This window comes from Blastococcus sp. TF02A-35 (assembly GCF_004571075.1).
Taxonomy (GTDB): Bacteria; Actinomycetota; Actinomycetes; order Mycobacteriales; family Geodermatophilaceae; genus Blastococcus.
In genome coordinates this window covers 1-16,945 of the sequence record NZ_SPQP01000036.1, presented here as the reverse complement: position 1 = coordinate 16,945, position 16,945 = coordinate 1, and the positions used below count along the sequence as shown (strand labels likewise).

General features: G+C 72.3%; 14 protein-coding genes and 1 pseudogene. 5 read left to right on the top strand and 10 right to left on the bottom strand.

Annotation, left to right across the window (positions count from 1 at the left end):
* Positions 1 to 56 precede the first annotated feature (56 nt).
* Complete coding sequence (gene rpsB / locus E4P43_RS15505) at positions 57 to 986, bottom strand: 30S ribosomal protein S2 (protein ID WP_135146363.1); 930 nt, start codon at positions 984 to 986, stop codon at positions 57 to 59.
* 299 nt (positions 987 to 1,285) lie between these two features.
* Between rpsB and E4P43_RS15500 the strand changes: the two genes are divergently transcribed.
* The 4 genes from E4P43_RS15500 to E4P43_RS15485 all read left to right on the top strand — a co-directional run bounded on the left by E4P43_RS15500 (position 1,286) and on the right by E4P43_RS15485 (position 5,050).
* Entirely contained in the window at positions 1,286 to 1,864 is a 579-nt protein-coding gene (locus E4P43_RS15500; RefSeq protein ID WP_135146362.1) for a M23 family metallopeptidase, read from the top strand.
* 155 nt (positions 1,865 to 2,019) lie between these two features.
* On the top strand, positions 2,020 to 2,835 hold the full coding sequence (locus E4P43_RS15495) for a hypothetical protein (protein WP_135146361.1): 816 nt from the start codon (positions 2,020 to 2,022) through the stop codon (positions 2,833 to 2,835).
* A 368-nt stretch (positions 2,836 to 3,203) separates the two neighbouring features.
* Positions 3,204 to 4,427 (top strand): ImmA/IrrE family metallo-endopeptidase, encoded by a 1,224-nt coding sequence (locus E4P43_RS15490; RefSeq protein ID WP_135146360.1) that lies wholly within the window; start codon positions 3,204 to 3,206, stop codon positions 4,425 to 4,427.
* Positions 4,424 to 5,050 (top strand): hypothetical protein, encoded by a 627-nt coding sequence (locus E4P43_RS15485; protein WP_135146359.1) that lies wholly within the window; start codon positions 4,424 to 4,426, stop codon positions 5,048 to 5,050. Before E4P43_RS15490 ends, E4P43_RS15485 begins: the two co-directional genes overlap by 4 nt.
* A 415-nt stretch (positions 5,051 to 5,465) precedes the next feature.
* Here E4P43_RS15485 and E4P43_RS15480 read toward each other — a convergent pair whose 3' ends face one another.
* The 9 genes from E4P43_RS15480 to E4P43_RS20875 form a co-directional block, all read right to left on the bottom strand.
* Positions 5,466 to 5,978, bottom strand: coding sequence for a DUF1016 N-terminal domain-containing protein (locus E4P43_RS15480; RefSeq protein ID WP_135146358.1), 513 nt, complete (start codon positions 5,976 to 5,978; stop codon positions 5,466 to 5,468).
* 32 nt (positions 5,979 to 6,010) lie between these two features.
* Positions 6,011 to 6,139: a hypothetical protein gene (locus tag E4P43_RS20885; RefSeq protein ID WP_280791010.1), complete on the bottom strand. Its 129-nt coding sequence runs from the start codon at positions 6,137 to 6,139 to the stop codon at positions 6,011 to 6,013.
* Complete coding sequence (locus E4P43_RS15475) at positions 6,136 to 7,326, bottom strand: Wadjet anti-phage system protein JetD domain-containing protein (RefSeq protein WP_135146357.1); 1,191 nt, start codon at positions 7,324 to 7,326, stop codon at positions 6,136 to 6,138. The genes E4P43_RS20885 and E4P43_RS15475 overlap by 4 nt, the downstream gene beginning before the upstream one ends.
* Positions 7,323 to 10,817, bottom strand: coding sequence for an SbcC/MukB-like Walker B domain-containing protein (locus E4P43_RS15470; RefSeq protein ID WP_135146356.1), 3,495 nt, complete (start codon positions 10,815 to 10,817; stop codon positions 7,323 to 7,325). The genes E4P43_RS15475 and E4P43_RS15470 overlap by 4 nt, the downstream gene beginning before the upstream one ends.
* A 3-nt stretch (positions 10,818 to 10,820) precedes the next feature.
* Positions 10,821 to 11,615: a DUF4194 domain-containing protein gene (locus E4P43_RS15465; RefSeq protein ID WP_135146355.1), complete on the bottom strand. Its 795-nt coding sequence runs from the start codon at positions 11,613 to 11,615 to the stop codon at positions 10,821 to 10,823.
* Positions 11,612 to 13,150: a DUF3375 domain-containing protein gene (locus E4P43_RS15460; protein ID WP_135146354.1), complete on the bottom strand. Its 1,539-nt coding sequence runs from the start codon at positions 13,148 to 13,150 to the stop codon at positions 11,612 to 11,614. The genes E4P43_RS15465 and E4P43_RS15460 overlap by 4 nt, the downstream gene beginning before the upstream one ends.
* 927 nt (positions 13,151 to 14,077) lie before the next feature.
* On the bottom strand, positions 14,078 to 14,212 hold the full coding sequence (locus E4P43_RS20880; protein WP_280791009.1) for a hypothetical protein: 135 nt from the start codon (positions 14,210 to 14,212) through the stop codon (positions 14,078 to 14,080).
* Positions 14,213 to 14,337: 125 nt separating this feature from the next.
* The gene (locus E4P43_RS15455; protein WP_135146353.1) at positions 14,338 to 16,008 is read right to left on the bottom strand and encodes a hypothetical protein; all 1,671 of its coding nucleotides are present in this window, start codon (positions 16,006 to 16,008) and stop codon (positions 14,338 to 14,340) included.
* A gap of 21 nt (positions 16,009 to 16,029) precedes the next feature.
* Positions 16,030 to 16,161 carry a hypothetical protein gene (locus E4P43_RS20875; protein WP_280791008.1) on the bottom strand — a complete coding sequence of 44 codons (132 nt, stop codon included), beginning with the start codon at positions 16,159 to 16,161 and terminating at the stop codon, positions 16,030 to 16,032.
* A 685-nt stretch (positions 16,162 to 16,846) separates the two neighbouring features.
* On the opposite strand from E4P43_RS20875, the pseudogene E4P43_RS15450 reads away from it, so the two are divergent.
* Positions 16,847 to 16,945 (top strand): annotated as a pseudogene (locus E4P43_RS15450) (IS481 family transposase); the annotation flags it as partial.

Here is a 16,945-nt window from a genome sequence, read left to right as displayed (position 1 = left end):
GGGAGATGCGGGCGTGCCGCGGCGCCGCCCCCGCGAGCGGGGACGGCGCCGGGTGATCAACCGTTCTGGGCGCCCTGGGTGCCGGTCTCGGTGCTGCCCGTGGCGGGCACACCCTCGACCGGGGCGACCGAGTCCGCGGTGACGGCCGGCGGGGCGGCCGGGGTCTCGGGCAGCGGGGTGGCGGCCTGGTCGGCGGCGGTGCCACCGGTCAGCAGCTCGCGCTCCCAGTCGGCCAGCGGCTCACCGGCGGCGACGGCGGGCTCGCCGCCCTCCTCGCGACCGGCGTTGGCCTGCGCGGCCGAGCGGGCCATGAGGCCCTCGGCGACGGCGTCGGCGATGACGCGGGTCAGCACCGTGATGCTGCGGATCGCGTCGTCGTTGCCCGGAATCTTGTAGTCGACCTCGTCCGGGTCGCAGTTGGTGTCGAGGATCGCGACGACCGGGATGTTCAGCTTGCGGGCCTCGCCGACGGCGATGTGCTCCTTCTTGGTGTCCACGATCCAGATGGCGCTGGGCACCTTCTGCATGTCGCGGATACCGCCGAGGGAGCGCTCGAGCTTGGCCTTCTCGCGGCTGAGGACCAGCTGCTCCTTCTTGGACAGGGAGACCAGCACGCCGGTCTGCTCCATGTCCTCGAGCTCCTTGAGCCGCTGGAGGCGCTTGTGCACGGTCTGGAAGTTGGTGAGCATGCCGCCCAGCCAGCGCTGGTTCACGTAGGGCATGCCGACGCGGGTGGCCTGCTCGGCCACGACCTCCTGCGCCTGGCGCTTGGTGCCGACGAACAGGATCGAGCCGCCGTGGGCCACGGTCTGCTTGACGAACTCGTAGGCGTTGTCGATGTACCCGAGCGTCTGCTGCAGGTCGATGATGTAGATGCCGTTGCGCTCGGTGAAGATGAAGCGCTTCATCTTCGGGTTCCAGCGACGGGTCTGGTGCCCGAAGTGGACGCCGCTGTCGAGCAGCTGCTTCATGCTGACGACTGCCATATCGCAGCCTCTCTGCTGTCAGCGCGCGGCCGGGGCCGCGCGCACTACGGTTGTCGCGGGCACCGGGTGGTGCACGCCCTGGCGTCCTGCGGCACCACTCACCCGGCACTGGGCCGGGACCGAGGTGGCGACTGCCCCGCCGATCGGCGGGAAGAAGGACGCGCGAAGTCGACCCACCGAGGCGGGCCGCACCGGCAAGCATACGCGACGGCGGACGGCGGTTTCCCCAGCCGTCCGGCCCCTCCACAGCGGCCCGGCACGGGGGTCCCCGCCGCCCCTCCCCCAGCAAGGCTGGGCCCATGAGGTCCGCGCTCGCCGCCGTGCTCGTCGCGCTCGCCGCGGGCGTGCTGTCCGCCGCGCCGGCGACGGCCGACCCGGCGCCCACGGCCCGGCCCGCCGAGGGGTGGTCGGCCCCGCTGGCCGGTGACCTGCTGGTCACCCGGCCGTTCGAGCCACCACCTCACGCCTACGGGCCGGGCCACCGGGGCGCCGACCTGGCCGGGCCGGCGGGCTCGCCGGTCCTCGCCGCCGGCGACGGGGTCGTCGTCTTCGCCGGCACGGTGGCCGGCCGGCCGGTCGTCAGCGTCGACCACGCCGGCGGCCTGCGGACGACGTACGAGCCGGTGGAGGCCGTGGTCGGCGCCGGCCAGCCGCTCAGGCGCGGCGACCCCCTGGGCAGGCTCGCCCCCGGGCACCCCGGCTGCCCGGCGGCCGCCTGCCTGCACTGGGGCCTGCGCCGCGGTGAGGCCTACCTCGACCCGCTCCTGGTGCTCCGGCCGCCACGGGTGCGACTGCTGAGCAATTGCACGAGATTGCCACGCTCGGAGTTGCGCCAGCTGCCAACTGTTGCGCCTTGCCAACTAGGAGTTGCGCGTTGACAAACGCGGGCAGATTGGCAGAGGCAACTCTTGACACAAGCAACTCTTGGCAAACGCAACTCGCTCCGTTGGGCTCCGCCCCTGGTAGCCCTGGCAGCCCGCGGTCGGCGGGTGTCGCCCGGTGCGAGCAGCGCGGACGGGCCGACGCTGCCTCCATGGCCTTCGGTGTGTTGCGTGGCAGGGCGCTGCACCGCGTCGTGCGAGAGTCCGGCGGTGTGACCCTTGCCGTTGCCGCTCTAACGGCCGGTGGTGCTGTCCTCGCCGCTGACAGCCTGCGAACCGAGTTCCGCGAGGGGGCACCGGATGGGCAGGCCGCCGCGGCCAAGGTCGGCCGGCGCGGCGACTGCGCGGTGCTGCTCACCGGCCTGGCCACCCTCGAGGGCCGTGACCTGCTCGCCGACGTCCTGGCCGGTCTCGATGGGCAGCATGACGTGGAGTCGGCGACGCGCGTGGTGAGCGGCGTGATGCTCGCGGCGAGCAGCCAACTACGTCCCCACGTTCCCGATCTGCTGGCTGTCAACGAGACCTTGTGGGACGTCGTCGTGGCCGTCGCGGCCCGGCGCGGACGTTGGCAGTACCTGCGGTTGCGCGCGTTCCGCGGCACGGACGACCTCGAGTTCGAGGCGCTGACGCTAACCCCGGGTCCAGGTGAGGTCTTGACCGTGGTGCTCGGAGCGTGGCATCCGCAGCTGGGGCGATTGGACTCCGCGTACGCCGGGGCCCACGAGGACATGGCCGCCACGGCGCGCGCCTTTCGGATGCCGGCGCCGCCGCTCCCACAGGTTCTGACGGCCGATGGGCTGGAGGCTGCGGTGGTGGCCGAGCTCGAGGGGGCGATCGCGACCGAGGAGCTGGCGCGGCGACCCGTGGACTGGCCGGCCGACATGCCCGTCGCCGCAGGTCCGGCGCAGTGGATCACGGTGGGACGGCCTGGTTCGGCCCCGCGTCGCTGGAGCATGTGGCGGCGTTGATCGGCGCGGTCCCTGCAGGCCTGCTCGCGCTCGGCGGCGAGCTCCTCCAAATGCGCCTGTGCACGACGCGGCTGTGTAGTTCGGCGGTGGCTGCCTGGCTCAGCCGCCGGTGGACTCGCGACCGTCCAGATACGTCCGGATGGGATCTCCAAGTCTGACACCGCGACTTGGGGGCCCGGGCGGGGATGGCGGCCGTCCAGCAGGCAGTGCCGACGCTCGACAGGTTGCCAGCGGCAGCCCTCGGCTCGGCTGCCAGTTGGGCGTGCGGAGGTCCTCCCCGTAGCCGGTCCGACGCGTCCACCGCCAGGGCTCCCCCTCTGGTGTGGGGAGAGCCCACCTCCTTGCACCGCAGCACTGAATAGTGGACGATGGGGTCTATTCAGCGAGGAGGCAGGATGAGTACCAAGGACGTCGACGTGGCAGCGGTCGCTGACCGTGTGCGCCGCGCGCGCCAGGCAGCGGGCATGAACCAGACCGCCCTGGCCATCGCCGCCGGCGTCTCGCAGGCCACCGTCTCCCGGATCGAGCAGGGGCAGCGCGGGGTCAGCCTGGTCGAGGCCGATGCGCTCGCCCGGACGCTGCAGATGCCGCTGGACACGTTGCTGTACGGCAGCGGGGTCGCTGAGCGGGTGCTGGTCGCGCTCCGGGCCGCAGCCCCGGCGCATCCGGACCGGCGGGCGGCGATCGAGGCCGGTGTGCAGCTGCTCGAGCTCGACGAGCGGCTCGATGCGGTGATCGCGGAGCATCGCCAGCGGGCGGCCGCTCTGCCGGTGACCGCGCCAGTGGCTGGCAGCGCGTCGGCGCGCGGTGCGCAGCTGGCCGACGCGCTGCGCGAGGTGCTCGGGCTCGGGGCGGCGCCCATCCCGGAGCTGTCCGAGCTGGCCGAACTCGTGGAGGAGGTCACCGGGGTGGACGTCGCCACCCGTCCGCTGCCGGCCGTCTCGGGCATGTGCCTGGTCGACGAGGCCCGGCTGACCCGGCTGCTGGTGGTCAACAGCGACGAGCCGGCCGAGCGGCAGCGGTTCACCGTGGCGCACGAGCTGGGGCACCTGCTGTTCGGCGACGGCGCCCACATCGACGGCCTGGACGCCGGCACCGGCGAGGCCGAGACCCGGTGCAACGAGTTCGCGCGCAACCTGCTCGTGCCCGCCGACGGCGTGCGGCTGTGGCTGCGCCGCACCGCGGGAACCGACACCGGCCCGGTGGAGGAGGAGGCCGTCGGGCGCCTGGCGCGGTACTTCGGGGTGACGCCCGAGGTGGTGCGGATCCAGTTGGAGCGGATGGGTCTGCGGCCGGCGCCGGCGGTGCCGAGCACCCCGGTGATGGCCAGCCGGTACGGCTGGCGCGCCGAGTACGAGGCCACCCAGGCCGCTGCCCGGCGCCCGCGGCCGCCGCGGCGCCTGGCCCGGCGGGCCGCGGACGCCTACGCGCGCGGCCTGCTCGGCGCGGCCGTCCTGGCCGACCTGGAGGGGCGGACCGTCGCCGAGGTGGAAGCCGACCGCGAACTGCTCAGCGAGGCGCCGGCCCGGCGCGCGCCAGCGGGCCTGGCCAGCATCGAGGAGCTGCTCGCCCTGGCCGCGCCGGAGCGGTGAGCGCGCCCGAATCACCGGCCGCCGAGCCGGTCGCGCTGCTGGACGCCGTCTGCTGCATCCACTTCTGCGCGGCCGGCAAGGCCGGACTGCTGCTGGCCATCCTCATGAAGCTCAACTGGGAGATCCAGGTGCCTGCGGAGGTGTCGGAGGAGGTCCTGGGGAAGAAGGGGAAGTACCCGGCGCTGCCGGCCCCGTGGCGCAGGTTCATCGCCCACGACCGCGTACGGGTGCTGGAGAAGATCACCATCGACCGCGCCGATCAGGCCGCGGTCCGCGACACCGTCGCCCGGCTGCGCGGTACCGACGCGGCCCTCGCCCTGGGCGCCCGCAAGGATCTGGGCGAGCACCTGGTGATCGGGCACGGCATCGTGCTGCGTGACGCGGGCCGGCGCGTGTACGTCCTGATGGACGAGCAGACCGGCAGCGACCGCGCGGACGCCGAGGGCCTTGGTGTGATCGACATCGAGCAGCTGCTGCTGCTCGGGCACCGGCTGCAGGTCTCCGGTCTGCAGACCCGGGCCGAGGTCAAGGCGGTCTATGACGCCATTGAGCCGTACGGGGAGTCGCTGCGGCCGTGGAAGGAGACCCGGCTGCGCGACGACGTGGCGGCCAAGGGCAGCTGAGCACGCGGCGCCGGAACTGCGCCGGCCGCACCAATCGACCAGCTCGGCCGACGGTGCGGCCGACGGTGAGGACGTGCACGCCGGCGCCGTGCCGATCGGCGTCGCGGCGGACCTGCGGCGGCGGAACTCCGGGCAGGTCGAGTGCCGGGGTGGCCCCGCTGTCCGCTCGCACCGTCGAGCCCACCGGGAAGGCGGTGGCCCCGCACGTGCGCCGCGGGCACTGGCGACGGCAACGCTACGGGGAGGGCAACGCCCAGGTCCGACGGATTCGGATCGCACCGCTCCTGATCGACGCGCACCTGGGCGACATGGCCGAGCGGGTGTACCGGCTGCCTATCGAGGCTGGACCGCTTCTGCGACCGTGGCCGCCCCAGTCCGGCGGGTCTCAGCTGTCCGGCGGAGGGGCGCGCCCCGCTCAGAGACGCCGGGCGGGCTCCGGCGGCTTCCCAAGGGCGCGCAGGTCGCCGCGACCGCGGTGGTGAGCGTGGTTGAGGATCTGGTGCCGCAGCACGTTCTCCGACCAGCCGTACCGCACGGCCTCGGCGGCGTACCAGTCCTGGGCGAGCGGGTCGGCGACCTCGTCGAGTAGGACGCGGATGTGCCCCCAGGGCAGGTGCTCCAGCGGCGGGGCGGTCGCCGGGTCCGGCCAGACCTCGGCGAAGCGCCGCATGTAGTCCAGGTTGCCCGGCGACAGGGCGACCAAGTCGGGGAACTGCGCGCGCAGGTCGGCGCCCATCCGCTCCATGGCCTCGGCCGACCAGCCGTCGTGGGTGCGGTCGAGCAGGCTACGACCGATCGTGCGGTACAGCGCGAGCATCTCGCTGTTGACGGCGACGCGGGCTGCGGCCCTCGACGAGCGCACCTGCCGTTGCAAGTCATCGAGCAGCTGCCTGTAGCCGGCGGGCGGCGGAGACGTGGTTGCGGCCATGTCTGGGATGGTGCCGCAGTGGACTGACAGCGTCAGCGGTTGTGGTGCGGAGGTCGGAGGCGGCGCAGAACGAGCGCCTCGCCGATGTGCTCCTTGAGCTGCTCGAGCAGCGCCCCGTAGTCACCGGGCAGCTGCAGGTCCGAGTCGGTGCCCGGCCTCATCGTGGGGCTCCCGTCGGGCGCTGCGGCGACCGGGGTGCCGTGGCGTCGAGCACGTGGTCCAGCGCGACCTGCAGTGGGATGCGCTCCTGCTCCACGCGGCGGTGCCGCGTCCAGTCGGACGCGATGAGCTGGTGGTATAGGATGCGCTCGTCCTCGGTCAGGTGCGGCACTGGCCGCGGGGAGCGGGGGCCGAGCGGTTTGCCGTTCTTGTCGACGTTGGTGCCGAAGCGCTCCCAGGCGTCGTAGGTGGTCGGGTCCATGAGGATCGACGCGGCGGGTACGCCGGCGTCGCGGAACCCGTCGAGGATCTCCAGGCCGTCGGCGTCCATGTCGCCCCAGTAGATGACCCGCGAGGCGGTCACGATCCAGTCGAACGACGCGGCGGTGCCGCCACCGGTGCCGGCGCCTTCGACCGACACCCCGCCGGGCACGGGCGGGAAGTGGATGGCGGTGTCCTTGTTCTCGCTGATGATCACGACCTCGGGCCGGTACGGCAGCTGCATCCGGTCGCCGACGGTCGCGGAGTCGTACAGCCGGCCGCCCGCAGCGCGGTGGGTCGGGTCGAGGTAGGTGAAGTGGATGCGGGCCGGGTGGTTCGGCAGCAGCCCGAGGTCGTCGACGCCGGCGAGCTCGCGGGCGAGCGCCAGGCGGGTGTTGAGCCACTTGGCGTGCAGTCCGGGGATCGGCACCTGGCGCGGCGTCAGCCCGGTGGCGTCATGGGTGGCGAACCAGTCCGCGGCCTGGCAGAGCAGGTCGAAGTCGACGTCGGTGAGCTTGTCGACGGCGCCCAGGGTGTGGGTGGGTTGGCTCAGATGCGGGTAGCGGTCGGCCAGGACCGCGGCCCGCTGCCGGCCGCGGGTGATCCGGTCGGACCACTCGTCGGGGATGACCCGGAGCGCGGTGTCCAGGTCGGGCACCAGCACGTGCGTGGGCAGCTCCTGGTCGGTGCCGGCGACGCGGCGGTTCGCGCACCGCAGCTGCAGGCCGCGATGTTCGGCCCACGTCCGCCACTCGCGGACCAGCCGGGCGGCGTCGGCGAAGTCGGCGGCGAGCGCGGCGGAGCTCGGCTCCCCGAGCGGGAACGCCTGCGGCCACGCCGGCGCCTCGGCGGTGCCGGTCAGGGTTGCCGCCCAGGTGTTCTTCACCCGCCGCTGAATGTCGGCGACGACCTGCTCGGGGGTCTTCACGCCGGCTCGCCGGTGACGATGGCGTCCTTGAGCCGCGCCACGAACGAGAAGCCGGTGGTCGTGTTCTTCGTGATGGCCAGCAGCTCGTCCATGTGCGGCTCCAGCGCGGTCACCTTGTCCAGCGGCGCGCCGACGATGAGCTGGAACCCCAGCCCCTTCCAGGCCTGCACCGCGCGGCCGGCGAACTCGGCGTCGGCCTTGACGAACCCCTCGTCGAGGAACACCGGGGCGAACCGCGGACGGGCGCGCACCTCGTCACCGAGGCGGAAACGCAGCGCCGCACCGACGATGAACGCGATCAGCTCCTGGCTCTCGCCGCCGCTCTTGCCGCCGAGCGTGGAGTGGACGCTGAGCAGCTGCCCGTCGGCGTTGTACCGCTCGGCGGTGATCTCCACGTGCCGGCGGACGTCGAGCAGCCGGTCGCGGTCGGACACGTCGGCGATGGCCCGCGGGTCGTCGCGGCGCCGGATCTGCGCCATGAACTGCTGCAGTTCGGCGAACCGTCGCTCCATCTGGTTCTCGGGCAGCCCCTTGGTGGCGGCCGAGGACAGCGTCCGCAGCTCGCGGCGGAAGGAGGTGACGTGGTCGGGGGTGAGCCGGCGCAGCTTGATCCGCAGCCGGTCGCGACCGGCGCCGAAGGGCAGGGTGGCGAGGATGTCGTTGATGGGGTCCAGGCGGTCCTCGATCTCGTCGACCGAGGCTTCCATCGCGCCGGCCAGCGGCACCAGGTCCTGGCCGCTCCACTCGGTCAGCCGGTTCCGCCACTCGAGGCGGCGGGCGTGCAGGCCGGTGGTGACGATGTTGTCCAGGATGCGCGCGTAGTCCGGGTAGGACGCCGGGGTCACGCCGAGGTTGGGGTCCTCCCACTTCAGCTGGTAGGCCTCGAACGTCCGGCGCAGATCGCCCTCGGCGCGGTCGGCGTCGGCGCGGGCGCGGTCCAGTGCCTCCGACAGCCGCCGCCGCATCCGGGCGAGGTTCGCGCCGAAGTCGGCCAGGCTCCCCGGGTCGCCGTCGGTGGCCGCCGCAGCGAACTCCTTGTCCAGCCGCATGACCTGCTCGTCGTCGAGGACGATCAGGCCCTCGTCCTCGATCCGGTACAGCTCCAGGTTGGTCTCGTCCTGCTGCTCGGCGAGGTTGCCGTGCTCGGTGTTCAGGTCCTCGGCGATGCTCTTGAGCTTGTACCGGGTCTGCCGCGCGGTCTCCAGCCGCTCGGTGAGGTCGGCGATGTGCTTCTCCAGCGCCCGCAGCACGTCGTCGGCTTCCAGGATCGCGGCCCGGGCGGCAGTCAGCTCCCCGATGCGCGTCTCGATGCCCGCGACGTCGATGTCGTCGAACACCGCTGCGTCGATCGCCTCGTAGGCCAGGCGGGTCCGGTCCAGGTCGCCCTGCTCGCGGTCCAGGTCGCCCAGCTGCCCGTCGAGGGCGGTCAGCTTCCGCTCGAGCTCGGCGAGTTCGGCGTCGATGGCCGCGATCGTCTCCGCGCTGGAGAAGCCGATGATCGACGAGGAGTCGGCGCGCCCATGGCTGCCGCGGGCTCCGCGGCGGGTCTGCCCGGCGAGGGTGACCCGGTACCCGCCGCCGCGCAGGTCGGCGGGGGACTCTACGCACAGCGCATTGCGGGTCTCGGCCGACACGTGCCGGGCCACCCATTCGCTGAACGGGTGGTCCTTGAACGCCAGCTTCCCCGCGACCCGCGACGGGTCCAGCCGGCGGGCGGTGTGCGGCGCCGAGGGGACGCCCTCGAACTCGATCCGGCCGCGCAGGTGCAGGGGATCGATCGCGGCGGAGAACTCCTCCAGTCGCTCGGCGGGGACCAGCAGCAGCCGGGCGGCGCCCCCGAGGACGGTCTCGACCGCGATCCGCCACCGGGCGTGCTCGTCTGCGACGTCGATGAGCTCGGCCAGGAATGGCAGCTCGGCGGGGTCCATCCCGGCGGCGGCGGCGACCTGCCGGCGCATGTCGTCGAAGAACTTCGGCATCCGCCCGGTCCGCCCGGCAAACGACCGGCGCTCCTCGATGAGCTTCTGCTTGCGGTCGGCGAGGGGGAACTGTTCCTTCAGCAGCGCGTGCCGACGGCGGCCGAACTCAACCGCGGCGTCTTCGAACCCGTCGAGGAACGTGCGGCCGGCGGCGCGGAGCTTCACGAAGTCCGTGCGGCTGCCCAGCGGCGCGCCCAGCACCGTCGTCCGCTGCGCCAGCGCGCTGCGCCGGGTCCGCCGCTCGTCGCGGACGGACTCGGCCGCTTCGATCTCCGCGGCGAGCCGCTCGAGGTCGGCGCCGCCGTTGCGCAGGTGCTCGTCGGTACGGGCCTTCAGCTCTTGGGCCAGTTCCTGCTCGGTGGTCACCGCTCGGCGCAGCAGGTCCCCGTTCTCAGCGCGTGCGGTCGCGTTGGCGTCGACGGCGTCGGCCAGCAGCGTCTTTTCCGTCCGCAGCCGCCACAGCCCGATCGGGGTGTCCCCGGTGCGGGTCAGCCCGAAGGTGTCGATCGCGTCGATCTCGGCGCGGGCTGCGAGCAGGGACGCCTGCCGTTCGGTGATCGATTCGAGCAGCTGCGCCTTCTGCTGCTCGGTCTGCATCGTCAGGTAGGACGCCTCGAGGTCGTCGAAGTGCTCGATGGCGCTGTCGGCGGCGGCGTAGGTCGCCGGCCGCTCCAGCACCATCTCCTTGTACAGCTCGTCGACGGTCCGGATCTGGTGCCCGGACTGGATGCGGACCAGCAGCCGTAGCGCCTTGGCGCCGTCGCCGTTGGCGCCGATGCCCAGCCGGGTGTGCAGCGTGTTGGCGAACGACGCGTAGCTGTCGTGGGTCTTCAGCCCGGCGAAGGCGGCCTTGAGCGCCTTCGGGGCGAAGTGCTGGTCACCGGAGCCGATGTGCTCGGCAAGGCTGGCCAGGTCGAGCACGCCGTCGTAGGTGGCCATCCGCATGGTGATGTCACCGGTGCGCCGGGCGCGGGCAGGCACGTAGTACACCCGGAACGCGGTGAACCGGCGGCCGTGATCGTCGATGAACGTCATGCCGACCGCACCCCAGGTTGCGGTGCCCTCCCCGCGCAGCACCTTGGCCTTCTCCTGGCCGTCGGCGCCGGTGGTCGTGTCGATCTGCCCGCGCAGGTAGGTCAGCAGGTTCCGCTGCTCGGCCGAGCGGGCGCGGCCGCCGACGGCGTCGTTGGACGCGCCGTTGAACGGGGTGTCCGCCGGCATCATCAGCGCGATGTAGGCATCCAACAGAGTGCTCTTGCCGGTCCCCGAGCCGCCGGAGATCAGGGTGGAGCCGGGGTGGAAGTGGAACGGGACGCGGGCTTCGAACCCGCCCCAGTTGACCAGCTGGAAGGTCTCGGCCTTCCACTGCGTGGTGCCCTCGGTGGCGCCGTCGACGTGGAACAGCAGCCCGGCGTCGTGGGCCAGCGTGTCATCGCCGGGCACGGCGTCGGTCAGGGCGTCGGCGTGGCCCTCGTCGGCGAGGGGCGGGTCGCGGTGGTCGGTGGTGGTCATCGGTCAGCTCTCGTCGTGGACGTCGGCGTGTGCGGCGCCGTCGGGGTCGGTGAGCTCGGCATCGCCGGCGGTGCTGTTCTCCGCGCGCAGCCAGGCCAGCAGCTCGGTCAGCTTCTCCATGGGCAGCAGCACCTCGATGGCGTTGCTGACTTCGAACCGCTCGCCGGTGCTCGCCCCGATGAGCAAGCCCGCCTTGTACAGCGCCTCGATCGCCCGTGCCGCGCGCTTGCGGTCACCGGACTGGTCGGTGGCGTGCGGTGGCCGGTGCTGGTCGACGAACTCGACCATGTCGTCGCGGTCGACGAACACCCGGTCGGCCCCGGCGGCCTGCTCGCTGCGGAAGCGGCTGCGCAGGTAGACCAGCAGGATGGTGTCCTCCCGGCCCCACGGTGCGTCGTACAGCAGGGTGGGGAACGGTCGGCCGCCACCCTCGGGGTTGACCTGCCGCTTGTAGGCGACCTCGCGGTCGGCGTCGAGGTGCAGCTCGAGGAACAGGTCGTTGAGCCGGGCACGGATCGGCCGAGGCTGACGGATCAGCGCCCGCCACTCCTTGGGATGGGTCCGGGCGCTGATGAACCGCTGCTTGAGCAGAACCACCAGCGCGCGGCGCTGGTCGACCTCCAGCCCGCCCTCGTCGCCCTCGAACAGCGCGACGGTCGAGGAGAGCTCACGGTCGGGGTCGTCGGCGTCGATCGCCTCGCCGGCCCAACTGGGCTCGTGCAGGTCGGCGTCGCCGGTGTCGCCGTGGAGCGGATAGCCGCCCGGCGTCTGTCCGTCGGCGGTGTCGAGCTCGCTCATCGGTTCTCCTCGGGGACCGTCGCCAGTGCCGGTGGCTGCGCGTCGGGGTCAGTAGGCGGTACAGGGGCGTCGGCCGGCGCCACCCGCGGCACGGCCAGCGCCCGCTCGGTGCCGTCGGGCCGCACCGCGCGGTAGGTCTCGGTGTCGGTGTGCCGGTCCATCCCCACCGAGTTCGTCGCCAGGTGCAGCAGGCCGAAGATCTCCACCGGCCGGCGCAGCTCCGGATCGAGCTGGTCGAACAGCGCGCCGAGGGAAGTCATGGGTTCCGGGTCGGCCAGCGCCCTGGCCAGCTCGGCCCGCAAAGTGCTCAGGGACGGCCCGCCCTGCGCGAGCAGCTCGGTCAGCGACACCGCGTCCGGCCGGTGTTCGCTCACATCCGCCAGCGGCGGCGGCCCGACCTCGGTCTCGGCGTTGTGAAACCGCTCCCGCAGGTGGGTCACCTCAACGCGGGGCGGAAGCAGCTCCAGCGGCACCGTCGCGCGGGGGCCGGCGGTCTTCATCCAGGTGGCCAGCTCGGCGTCGAGCTGGCGCAGCGTGGCGTCCAGCTCCCGGTCGCGGGTGATGTCGTGGGTGACGATGTACTCGCGCAGCGCGGCAGAGACCCGGCTCCGCCGAGCCAGGACGCTGACGATGCCGCTGCGGATGAGCCCGACCGTGCCGCGCAGTTCGCGCCGGTCGGCGTCGAGCAGGATGTCGCTGGCCAGCGGATGCGCCAGCAGCGCGCCGAGGTCCTCGCGCAGCTGCAGCAGCAGCGCCTCGTCGCGCAGCAGCGCGAACGCGCCTTCGAACGCTCGCCCTTCGGGGGTGGCGGCCATCAGGGAATCGGCGCGGGCCAGGTAGTCGTCGATGACCTCACCGGCCGGCCGTTCCTCGGCCCGGAAGGAGGCCAGGATGCTGGCCCGCAGCCCGGTGAACGCCTCCTCCACCCGGGCGAAGTCACTGGGCAGGGCCGCGATGAGCTGCAGCAGCTCGCTGTAGCCCTCCAGCATGTAGTCCGGGGAGACCTGGGGCAGTTCCCCGCCGTCGAGCAGCCGGTTGCGTTCCGCGGTCAGGCGCTCGATCTCGCTGTCGAGGATGCTCACGCGGGCCGCGCGGTCGGGGTTGACCTCGGTGTTGAACCGGCGGACCGCGGACAGGATCGTGGAGATCCGGTGCTCGGACAGACTGGCCCGCTCCCGGGTGAGGCTGGTGACGAGGGCGAGGGCGTCCTGCGCGTGGGAGGTCAGCGAGTACACCTCACTGCCGTCGTCGGCGGTGCTGCGCACCAGCCACTGGCCGTGCATCCACTTCAGGCACAGGTCGCGGCCGGAGCCGGCCGGCAGGTTGGCGGCCGGGACTCCGGCCAGGCGCAGCTCGTCGAGGTAGGCGTCGACCTGGTCGTGCAGCCGGGGCGCGGGGATGCTGCGGGTGTCGCGGCCGAACGAGCTGCGGAAGATGGCGATGACGACCGGCGCCAGGCTCCGGTGCAGGAGCGTGAGCGTCGGCTGGTCGAACGCGCCGCGGACGCGTGCGAGCTCCCCGGCGATGTCGCTCACGTCTTCCTCCCTCGGTTGCTGGTTGCCAGAGCTGCGGCGCACTGCAGGCGCCCTGTCGTGCTGCCGACGGTCCTCGGCAGGTCAACTCGCCGCAATCGTCTGGTGCCGCTCCGGCAGGTTTCGGCGCAGATTAGAGGCCCGGCCCGACAACTGGGCGTCGCCGCTGGGCGTGGCGGTTCCGTGGAGTTCCGGAAAACCATGATCGGCCGGGCGGCGGGTGGCCGCGTGAGTCGCTCCGCAGCTCCCGTCCGCTGCGCACGCGCCGGCCCCGTCGAGGGCGCACGGCTGCACTTCGGGACACGCACCCGCATCGGACGGCGGGTCCTCGACCTCGCCGGCGCGGGCCGTGCCACGTGGCCGGGCCGTGCACAGCCAGACACGCACGACCCGTTGGGCGGCAACCCGTTGTCCACAGGAACTGATCAGACGGCCCGTGGCCCGTTCCGAGGGTCAACCGGGTCGCGCCGCGTGCGCCGGGGCTATGCCGGCGACTCGAGAGCGGCTGATCGACCGCAGTGGCACTCCCACAACGAGGGCAGCGCACCCGTCGGGCCGGACTGCACGTCAGTGGCGTGGCCGTCGACGCATCGGTAGGTGCCGCGCCGGTAGCCGGCCACTGCGTTCGCCGGCGGCTGTCGCGCTTCGCCGGTACCGGCCCAGGGTCCGTTGACGACCTTGCCGTCTGAGTGCACGCTCAGCCCTCCTCGGAGTCGGCGCCGCGGAAGACGCGGCGATCACCTGCGCATCGGCACGGCGCTGGCATTCCTGAAGCGGATAGCCCCGGGGGGTGGGTGGTGTGGGGTCAGCGGTCCACGGCGCGGATGAACGGCGTTCCAGCCAGCACTGGCACACCGACTGGCCCCTTGCGCCGACGGCGAGATGAACCCGACCAACGGGTAGGCGTGCTGCAGCAGTTGGTCTGATCCATCAGGCGTCGGGTGTCGGCCGCAGCCACGGACGGGCCTGCGGGTCGTCGCGGAGCTCGCGCGGCTCGATGGTGATGTACCGCGCGGTGCGGCGGCCGGCGCCCGTCGGCGGGTCGAGCCAGATGCGCCGACTCATGCCAGACCTTCGGGTACACGCTTGGCGGAGGGAATGGGCAGGTGGGGGCGCACGGGAGTCGATGTTGCCTTGCCGCCGACCGTCGCGCACCTACCCGCCGAACGCGGGCCCGGTGGGTGGGTGGGTCAGCTGGGATCGGCCAACTCGATGATCCGTCGGTACTCCGGCCCGAGGTCGTCTACCGCGCGGATCATGACGATGTTGGTCTCGTCGGTGCTGCTGAATGTGGCCACGGCCTCCGCGGTGTCGTCATCGGCGAGCGCCTCGAGTTCGGCGCGGTTGCGCAGCACGACGTTCCGAGCCCAGAAGGCCAGCCCCGGGACTTCGTAGCGCTGACCGTCGAGGGTGACCTTGACGGTGTTGGGCGCGCCGTACAGCACCCCGGGCTCGGTGGGGATCGACTCAAGGAACGACCGGATGCCGCCCGGCGGCACCGGCACGCTCAGGCCCGTGAACGGCAGACGGGCCGGCGAGCCGGTGAGAGCCAGGGCCATCGACACGAGCTCTTGAGTGTCCTCGTCGGTCAGCGGCTCGGCCGGGATGGGCACCAGGGTGCCGAGGTGGGCCTGCAGCACTTCCAGCGCTGCGACGAGATGGAACAGGCCGCGCACGTCCTCCGGCGCGTCCAAGTTGGCGGTGAAGGACAGGAAGGTGACCGGACCCAAGCGGAAGTGCAGGCTGTCCCCGGCGGCACAGGCCGCCAAGATCCGCACGGCGGGGACCGCGTCGTGCGGGTAGGAGCCGGCCAAGGGCTTGAGATTCATCTCGAACCGGCCGGCCGGCTGGTCTCCGTCCTCCAGCTCGAGGCGTCCCTCCAGCAGGCCGCTGTCGTCGATACCTGTCAGCGTCCTGCCGGCTGTGCCTCCGACGCGTTCGGTGAAGGTGAACGGCACCGACAGCCCCGGCTTGCCGTTCTGCCGCTCGAGGACCAGGGAACCACGCAGCGGCAGGCCGGTGGTGTCCGGGATGCTGATCAGGCGCAGCTGGCTAGCCTGTTGTATCGGCTCACCCAGCAGCCGCTGGGTGGCCTCCGATGCCGCGGTGACCCGCAGATGCTCGATGAAGCGCCCGGGGATCTCGACGTCCCCGCCGAGCCGGAGCACGTGCTGCAGACGGTTCGCGGCTGCCTGTGCCTCGGGGTCGTCTGCGGGGAACGAGAACAGCGGCGTCAGCTGGACCGGGTCCTCCTCGGGAGCCTCCAGGCGTTGCGGGGTGAAGATCTGCGCCGGCCCCCAAGGTGTGTCGCCCGGTCGCCACGTCCAGTACGGCGTGATGGTGTCCCCGAGGCGCTGCAGGTCGGTCATCCGCTGCATCAGGTCCGCACCGGTGGTGAGCGCCGCACGTTCCATGTCGTGCTGCTTCGCCCGCCGCAACAGCGTGTACTGGGCGCCCTCGACGTAGCTGATCAGGCTCTCCCGGCCGGCGATCTGGCCGTCTAGCCAGTCCAGGCCAAACCACTCCAGGTCCACGTCGGGGTATCGCTTGCGGAGCGTGTCGAGCCAGACCATCTCGGCGGCGCTCGGGTTGAGCGGGATCACCAGCACCCAACGGCGCGGGGCGTGCAGCTCCACGGCGCGCTTCAGGGAACTGGCGATCTTGCGCTTCTGGCTGCTGTTGGTGTGCTTGGTGAAGGACTTGATCTCGAAGATGGTCAGCCCGTCTGGACCGTCGTGCCGCAGATCCTGCGCGCGGTCGCCGCCGCTTCCGTCGATGCTGGTGGCACCACAGGCCTCGCGTACGAGCATCTGCGCGACTCGTTCGACCTTGCTCGGGTCAAGCCCCGCCCAGTCCAGCACGAGTCTGAGTATCGCGGGGAGCTACGACAGGCTCATGCCCTCCGCGTCGACCAGCGGGGCGGCAGTCGGCGCGCCAGGCACCTCAAGCTCGGGGTCCGGGCGTATGGCGGCGGCGCGCAGGTCGGCCAAGCCAGCCACGCCCATCTTGGCCACCGCCCCGACGAAGGTGGCCAGGTCGGGGGTTGCAAGGTCGCGCCGCCTGCGCCGGCAGAACCGCCAGGCCTGGGCAGCTCAGCAAGCACCGCGAGATGGTCAGCGCTCAGCTCGAACGGCAGGGAGTCGAGCTCGGTTTCGGTCGGTCGGCATCCGGTTGTCGGTGGCATGCCGGCCGACCGTGAGTCCGTACGCGGCCGGCGCTGTCGCATACAGCGAACCGATCTTGTCCCCTTGAGCGAACCGCCTTCCGGCCTCGCCGACCGACCCCGCCAGCCTCCGGTCCTCGGCACCAATCGGGTGATCAGGAGCCGGTGCTGCCGGATGGCAGCAGCTGCTCAACGGCCGAATCGTCAACGACGCCGACCGTGCCGCCAACCCCACCCTGGCGACTGAGGGGGCAGCGTGGGTAGCCGAGCTGGCGGCGCTGGGCGAGCGGGGATGGGGAGCGCAGTGCATACGGGCTGCGCGCGGAGCTGCTTGTGCGCGGACGCGGCGGGGACCCCCCACCGGCCGACAGGCGCTATGAATCTGCCGTGGGTGGCTGCGCGCTAGCTGTACTGACCGGAGACGTTGGTCGAGGAGTTGTGACGACGGGATCTGAGTAGGTCTTGTTCGGGGAGGACCTCCGGGCGTGGAGTGGAGCTGCTGAAGGCACCCATTCCACGAAGCACCGGAGGTCCTCGTGCTCCACGCTAATGCCGCTTTGACCCCGCGCCAGCGTCTTCGGCTGGCCCGGTTGGTCGTCGAGGAGAACTGGCCGAAGGTTCGGGCCGCGGAACTC